This window comes from Thalassoglobus neptunius, assembly GCF_007859735.1.
GTDB classification, from domain to species: Bacteria; Planctomycetota; Planctomycetia; order Planctomycetales; family Planctomycetaceae; genus Thalassoglobus; species Thalassoglobus neptunius.
In genome coordinates this window covers 1-6,328 of record NZ_SIHI01000096.1, presented here as the reverse complement: position 1 = coordinate 6,328, position 6,328 = coordinate 1, and the positions used below count along the sequence as shown (strand labels likewise).

The window sequence follows — 6,328 nt, the reverse complement described above, 5'->3', positions numbered from 1 at the left end:
CACCAAATCGAGCGAAGCCATGATCTATGTGGCTTCCATTGGTCGCATGCTCCGCCGCTTAGCTCCTTCACCCAACCAAGCTCCGTTCAAATACCGACTTACAGCATGAAGAGGATTCCGGATAGGCTCTAAGCTCTAGCATAATCATAGAATCGAAATTTGAGTGTCTGCCTCGTCGTAGGTTGGGAACGTTCGTTTTGAATACAACGTCACCTTGAAAATCATCATCAATTAAACTTATTTCGCTCTCCAACACAGTTCCAGGATTTGGAGGAAAGAATAGAACGCTCCCTTCACGATTGTCAGTCAGGGGGCGACCTGTTTCATCGTTCTGTTTCCACTGATCCATAGGTTCATCATCGTCTTCCACGGGGGCGAGAGCTTCACCATCTATGTCCGTTCCTTTGTTTTTTGGTGGTTCCACGACATTGATTTCATTAATGTCATCAACATCAAAATAGTAAAGGATGATGTCTTCTCTGGGGGTCAAAGTAGTAATAGGGACATCGACAATGATGGATTTCAACTTGCTTTTCACTTCGATGACTGATCCCATAAATCGGTCTGATAAATTACGTTCGTTCGTTGAGGCGGAGGCTGCATACCCGAGAACGATTGAGATCTTCTCCGTATCAGCGCCGCCTCGATAAGGTCGTGACCCGAGTTCCCAATGTTTGGTTATTTTGCCGTCCGCTCCGACCCTTGTTCCGCGTCGGATCGATTGAACACGAAAACGAACCGCGATCTCCTTGCCAGAAAGCTCCTTTCCTTGCGCGATTGCCTCTTCTGCTGTTAGGACATTTGAGTCTGCTGTCCCCGCGCGTTTCAGAATCCAAAGAGTGTGCGACGGATCTGAATCGGGAGTCGCTTCAACACTGCTCGGGCGGGTCACATCGGGTTTCCCATTCCATGCAATCTGAAGAATGTCATCTTCCCTATCAACTGACATATGAATCAGATCAAAGACACCCTGAATTAGAAAATTCTCTCCGAAGATATTGATCTGTTTTGGTGTGCTATTGGGATCTAGTGTTACACGGTGGGTCGTGTCGGTTTTGACTCGAGTATCACCCTTCGTTTCGTGTACGATTCTGACCGTATTCTCGGGCCCTTCCTGGTTCGTTGTGAAGGTCATCTCGTATTTGCGGAACCCATTAGTAGACTTGAATTCACCTTTCCGGTACGGATTTGACTTCTTCTCAACAAGCGTCCATGTCCCCAGCAGCGAAGCGAAAGCATTGGTTTCCGAAACTCTTGGGTTCTTCTCAGTGGTCGGAGTTTCAACCTTCGAAGGACGGCGGGATGCAGCACTTGTCTCCGTTGGGTTATCCAACATGGGGTCAGATTCTGGGAGGAAGCCAGGCGGGGCGAGAGCCTCACCATCTATGTCGGCTCCATTGTTTTTTGGTGGTTCCACGACATTGATTTCATCAATGTCATCAACATCAAGATAGTAAAGGATGATGTCTTCTCTGGGGGTCAAAGTAGTAAAAAGGACATCGACAATGATGGATTTCAGCTTGCTTTTCACTTCGATGACTGATCCCATAAATCGGTCTGATAAATTACGTTCGTTCGTTCGGGCGGAGGCTGCATACCCGAGAACGATTGAGATCTTCTCCGTATCAGCGCCGCCTCGATAAGGTCGTGACCCGAGTTCCCAATGTTTGGTTTCTTTGCCGTCCGCTCCGACCCTTGTTCTGCGACGGATCGATTGAACACGAAAACGAATCGTGATCTCCTTGCCAGAAAGCTCCTTTCCTTGCGCGATTGCCTCTTCTGCTGTAAGGACCTTTGAGTCTGCTGTCCCCGCGCGTTTCAGAATCCAAAGAGTGTGCGACGGATCTGAATCGGGAGTCGCTTCAACACTGCTCGGGCGGGTCACATCGGGTTTCCCATTCCATGCAATCTGAAGAATGTCATCTTCCCTATTAACTGACATATGAATCAGATCAAAGACACCCTGCATCAGAAAATTCTCTCCGAAGATATTGATCTGTTTTGGTGAGCCATTGGGATCTAGTGTTACACGGTGGGTCGTGTCGGTTTTGACTCGAGTATCACCGTTCGTTTCGTGTACGATTCTGACCGTATTCTCGGGCCCTTCCTGGTTCGTTGTGAAGGTCATCTCGTATTTGCGGAACCCATTAGTAGACTTGAATTCACCTTTCCGGTACGGATTTGACTTCTTCTCAGCAAGCGTCCATGTCCCCAGCAGCGAAGCGAAAGCATTGGCTTCCGAAACTTTTGGGTTCTTCACAGTGGTCGGAGTTTCAACCTCCGAAGGACGGCGGGATGCAGCACTTGTCTCCGTTGGGTTATCCAACATGGGGTCAGATTGTGAGTGGAAGCCGGGCAGAGGTGTGGATTCAGAGCCAAAAGGATCTTCGCCTTCGTCTACTGGATCTATCGGCTTATTCATGCGATCTTCACGCACAAGCGTCGCCAGAATGCTGAATGAATCGGGAGTAGACTCAAACGTACTCGGGTATGTTGTTGAACCGGACTCATTCAAGCAGATTTCGAGCTTGTCCTGCGAAAGAAATCGGATGATCGCTGGCGTTTTTGTGACATTGTCTGCTGTTACGAATTGACACTTCCAAAGTTTAGAGTTTGGAGGGTAGTTGGTCATAGTGATTGTTCCTGAGTCGTATCCTTCTTTGACTTTGAACCAGCAGTGCTCGCCACTCACCTTGAGCGTAAATCGCGCGTCTATTGGTTGTAGATGCCCATTTTCAACTAAGCGAGTAGCACGCCACGTGCCTTGGAGTTGTTCGAGAAGTGTTGGGAGCCTTCCTCTATCATCTTGGCTGGCTTGCGACGCCTCTAGTTGTGGAACAACAGCATTGGCTTCCGAAGCTTTTGGGTTCTTCACAGTGGTCCGAGTATCAACCTCCGGAAGACGGCGGGATGCCGCACTCGTCTCCGGTGGGTTATCCAACATGGGGTCAGATTGTGAGTGGACGCCGGGCAGAGGTGTGGATTCAGATTCAAAAGGATCTTCGCCTTCGTCTAATGGATTCGTAGGCTCACCTTGGAGGATTGGCGGCGGGGTGTGTACCTTTGCCGTATCATTCTCCGAACTCTTATAGACACCGTCGTCAGGACGTGGGAGTGGAAGTTGTGACACTTTTTCCCGGATTCGTACGACCGTTTCTTTGCCACGAAGAAGTTCAACAGTGCCGTTGTCGATGGCAAACTGATCAAACCTTTCTGCGAATGTTACTTCGTACTCACCCGCGTAGACGCGAATGGATTCTCCATCGCGGCCGACGGTGAGCTTGTCGTACACCTTGCCGTCTTTTTTGATCACAAGGGGAAGTTCGTCCGCGTCGCATTCGATGCGGATCGTGCCTTTGCTAGACTCGATCAGGAACACGATTCCCGCCAACAGCAACGGAGCCGCGAAGCCGAGGGCGATCAATAGTTTTCGAGTTGGCGGTTGACGGTGAAATCTCTGCTTGATCCATCCGCTCAATGACGATTTGGTGCCCTCATGAGAGATTCCTCTCTGGGGAGGAGAGCCTGACTCTCCCGTAAGCGGGGCGCCGATAAGGGTGGCTGGCAGATCGATCTCTGTTGGCTGCTGAATATGCGCCAAGCAATCTTCTAGCAGCTTGGCAACTTCTTCTGCTGACTGAAACCGCTGGTCGCGGTCTTTTTCTAATAGTTTCACCACTACCGTTTCTAGCCACTCGGGAACATCGGGATTGATCGAACGCAGACTTCGTGGTTCATCGTTGCTAATGCGATTGAGCACTCCCATCGTGGTTTCGGCTCGGAAAGGTGAACGACCGGTGAGCATGAAGTACACCACGCTACCAAGCGAGAACAAGTCGCTTCGATGATCGACTGAGTCGCCGTGAGCTTGCTCGGGGGACATGTATTGCGGTGTCCCAGCAATCACGCCGCTGCGGGTCATGCTGGCATCGTCGACCGCGCGAGCCAATCCAAAGTCCGTGAGTTGCACACGTTCGACCCCGTTTTCCAGCAGAATATTGGCCGGCTTGATATCACGGTGAACCAGCCCTTGTTCATGGGCGGCTGCGAGTCCCTCGGCGACCTGCGATGCGATGCGGACGGTTTCGATGACTGAAAGTGGTCCGTCCTTCTCAACCCGCTGTTGCAGACTTTGGCCTTCGACAACCGGCATCACCAAGTATGGCAATCCATCGTGTTCGTCGACGGTTTGAATCGGAACGACATGGGGATGAACGACAGCAGCGGCACTCTTTGCTTCTCGCGAAAATCGCTGCCGCGCGGCGGCACTGCCGGCAAGCTCAGGCGACAGGACTTTCACTGCGGAGTCACGATTCAATTGAGGATCAAACACTCGGAACACGATCCCCATGCCGCCTCGACCAAGACACCGCATTACCTCATACCTGCCAAAGCGACCGAGCGATCCCGGGTGACTGGTTGCTTCCAGCAGCTTACCTTGCCATGACCGCTGAGAGATCTCAGAATTCGAAGCGGATGAGTCGTGAGCTTTCGCTGAACTCAATAGCTCACTTGCTTCGTGCCAGTCAAAGCCTTCGCCCGCAATCGACTCCAACTCTTCCTGACACTGCGAACACTGCTCGACGTGCGTAGCGATTTCGGAGCATTCCACCGCATCGGACGTCGACAGGAAATCCCGTAGTTGTTCTCGCTTATAGTGAAGCTGAGCTATCATTATTTCTTACCTCTTCTTTGAGTCGATTCATCACGCGGCACCGCGCCACGCGGACAGATCCTTCGGACCGGTTCAGTTGCTCGGCCACTTTTGCGATCGATTGTTGTTCGATTGCCGTCAGCCAGAACGAAAGCCAAACCGGCTCACTGAATTGAAACCGAATTCGCTCGCACGCAGACATCAGTTGCTCACGCCGAACCTCGATTTGGATGAGCGTTCCGGTCTCGTCGCGGGACGGCAGTTCTGCAAGCTGGCCTCGAACGCCCGAATCCCCGCTGGCAACATCGACGGCACGCTGACGACGACGCAAACCGTCAACCAGCATGTCTCGCGTGATTTTTCCGAGCCAACCTCGAAACGATCCGCTGCCAGACACATCAAAGTCCTTCACTTTGCAGCCAATCTGAGTCAGGACATCCTGCGTCAAGTCTTCCGCGTCTGCATGCTGCAACCCTCGATTGCAAGCAACGCGGTAGATGGCTGGTTGATATAACCGTACGAATTCATCCCATGCAGGCTGACAGTTTGAATCTGCCAGCTGCTCAATCAGTGACGCTCGTGTATCCGGTCCGTGCAACCAACGATCTCCTGCAAAATTGCGAACTTTCTACAAGTAACCCGTCTGAAGAGACTCATTGTTACATAGATTCTGGAAAAAATGCATTCTTGCATGCGACATGTAGCCAGTTGCCTTTGGCCCTGAAAACTGTCAAATCCGAAAGCTCGCTGCAAATTTGCCTTTATGAGCAAACGCTATGGGCGATGGGAGCCATATCTTGCAAGCACAGCCGCAGAAACATGGAAGCTGCATCGCATTCACACCGAATAGCCGGTGAACGCTTCAGAGATGAACGTCGTCTGGCCGAAGACGGTCCTGCTCAGCCGCGAGAAGAGCGACAACAAAAACAGTGCCGTCTCGGATCGTGAACACGGCTCTGTAGCTTGGACGTGATCCTAAACCGACGAGCTTCTCTCGAATCTCGTACGGGAATTTGTCGTTCTCATACGACAACGAATGACTCTCGGGAAATTCGTCAAGCGAAAGAACCTGAGATCGGACCCCGTAGAACCATTTCACGGCTTGATCGATGCTGTGATGATCGGCCCACCATTGGGCGTTGCGTTCGATATCCGCTTCAGCACGCGGGAGAATTTTGACAACGTGCTTCATTGCGCCTGAGGAAACCTCAGTCGCTCCCGCATTTCCTCGAATGCTTGCTCAGCCGGTTTGCCTTCACCTGCTTCCATTTGTGCCAGACCTTCGGTAATCGCGTTGCGATCATTCTGGCGGCGTAGAGCCTCCACTGCCTGTCGATAGGTGTCACCATCGACGATCATGTAAATGCGATTCGTAGCCGGATCGACGACTTCCAAGCCATCGGGGCCGTTCGCGCGCAGCGCATCAGTAAGTTCTTCGGAAAGTTTCGGAGTCATACCGTTATTCTACCTCAATAGGCCGGTTTTGGGAACAGATGGCGTGCTCCCCATTTTCTGATCCAGATGTTATGAGAGTCAACCGACCGATGTTGGTTCGAGGAGACTTTGATGACGAAGCGACGACGACGTAAGCCTGAGCAGATTGTGAAGCTGTTGCAGGAGGGGCAAGCGATGTTGGCGGCAGGAAAGTCGCTGGCTGAGGTGTTGCAGAAGCTG

The 6,328-nt window shown here is 51.7% G+C and carries 4 protein-coding genes; all 4 read right to left on the bottom strand.

Going from position 1 to position 6,328, the window contains the following annotated elements; translation table 11 throughout:
* Window positions 1–67: 67 nt before the first annotated feature.
* Window positions 68–4,375, bottom strand: a complete 4,308-nt coding sequence (locus KOR42_RS25535) for a serine/threonine protein kinase (RefSeq protein ID WP_261342078.1) — start codon at window positions 4,373–4,375, stop codon at window positions 68–70.
* Between the two features lie 277 nt (window positions 4,376–4,652).
* Window positions 4,653–5,252 (bottom strand): RNA polymerase sigma factor, encoded by a 600-nt coding sequence (locus tag KOR42_RS25530; protein WP_146512634.1) that lies wholly within the window; start codon window positions 5,250–5,252, stop codon window positions 4,653–4,655.
* Between the two features lie 264 nt (window positions 5,253–5,516).
* Window positions 5,517–5,846 (bottom strand): type II toxin-antitoxin system RelE/ParE family toxin, encoded by a 330-nt coding sequence (locus KOR42_RS25525; protein ID WP_146512633.1) that lies wholly within the window; start codon window positions 5,844–5,846, stop codon window positions 5,517–5,519.
* The gene (locus tag KOR42_RS25520; RefSeq protein WP_146512632.1) at window positions 5,843–6,109 is read right to left on the bottom strand and encodes a hypothetical protein; all 267 of its coding nucleotides are present in this window, start codon (window positions 6,107–6,109) and stop codon (window positions 5,843–5,845) included. Before KOR42_RS25520 ends, KOR42_RS25525 begins: the two co-directional genes overlap by 4 nt.
* Between the last annotated feature and the right edge of the window lie 219 nt (window positions 6,110–6,328).

What these genes read in the sequence shown, in the direction of transcription:
- KOR42_RS25535 (WP_261342078.1), bottom strand. Translation starts at nt 4,375, where the DNA reads ATGCGGTGTCTTGGTCGAGGCGGCATGGGGATCGTGTTCCGAGTGTTT.
- KOR42_RS25525 (WP_146512633.1), bottom strand. Translation starts at nt 5,846, where the DNA reads ATGAAGCACGTTGTCAAAATTCTCCCGCGTGCTGAAGCGGATATCGAA.
- KOR42_RS25520 (WP_146512632.1), bottom strand. Translation starts at nt 6,109, where the DNA reads ATGACTCCGAAACTTTCCGAAGAACTTACTGATGCGCTGCGCGCGAAC.